At 54.8% G+C, this 639-nt stretch carries 2 tRNA genes; both read left to right on the top strand.

Annotated elements, in window-relative coordinates:
- The first annotated feature begins 135 nt into the window (after positions 1-135).
- A tRNA-Ile gene (locus tag FMP39_RS37180) sits at positions 136-212 on the top strand.
- Between the two features lie 70 nt (positions 213-282).
- Positions 283-355, top strand: a tRNA-Ala gene (locus FMP39_RS37175).
- Positions 356-639: the final 284 nt, after the last annotated feature.

Raw genomic sequence — 639 nt, 5'->3', positions numbered from 1 at the left:
CCAGGTCAACGTTTCCGAATAACAATCTAGTGACTTACTCTGGGCTTGCTGTTTGGTTTTGAAGGACTGAGTCGAAGCGACTTGGCTCTTTGAGAATGAAGGACGCTGTAGGGTTTGCCGACGCGGTAGCCCCCTGGGCCTATAGCTCAGCTGGCTAGAGCGCGCGCCTGATAAGCGCGAGGTCGGTGGTTCAAGTCCACCTAGGCCCACCATTTTCCTCCCAGGGAGGAGGAAAGCGGTGACGCGCACCAGCATGGTAGAATGGCCGTGGGCAATTTTCCCGGGGCTGTAGCTCAGCTGGGAGAGCGCCAGCTTTGCAAGCTGGATGTCGTCGGTTCGATCCCGATCAGCTCCACACAAGTTTTCTCTGAAGTATAGAGAAGCGTTCTTTGACAAGTGCATACGAAGGGTAAGTTCAATTTCTGCTGAGAGAAGTTCTCGCAGAAGCCCTGACGAGAGTACCCAGCCGACGCCGTGAGGCGAAGGCGAGGGGAAGAGAGTCAGGGCTTTTGAATCAAGCGTAAGTAACAAGAAGTCTTCCAGGCTTGCTGCGAAGAGCAGGAGTCTGGGCCTTGGTTTCGAGTTTCGACAATCCGCCGGGAGGCGGGCGTGAAACAAGAGATTAGGGCAAGTAAGCTA

The organism is Myxococcus sp. AB056 (genome assembly GCF_006547365.1).
Taxonomy (GTDB): Bacteria; Myxococcota; Myxococcia; order Myxococcales; family Myxococcaceae; genus Myxococcus; species Myxococcus virescens.
Note: the sequence above shows the minus strand (reverse complement) of the source record. Positions and strands in the feature narration are given on the sequence as shown.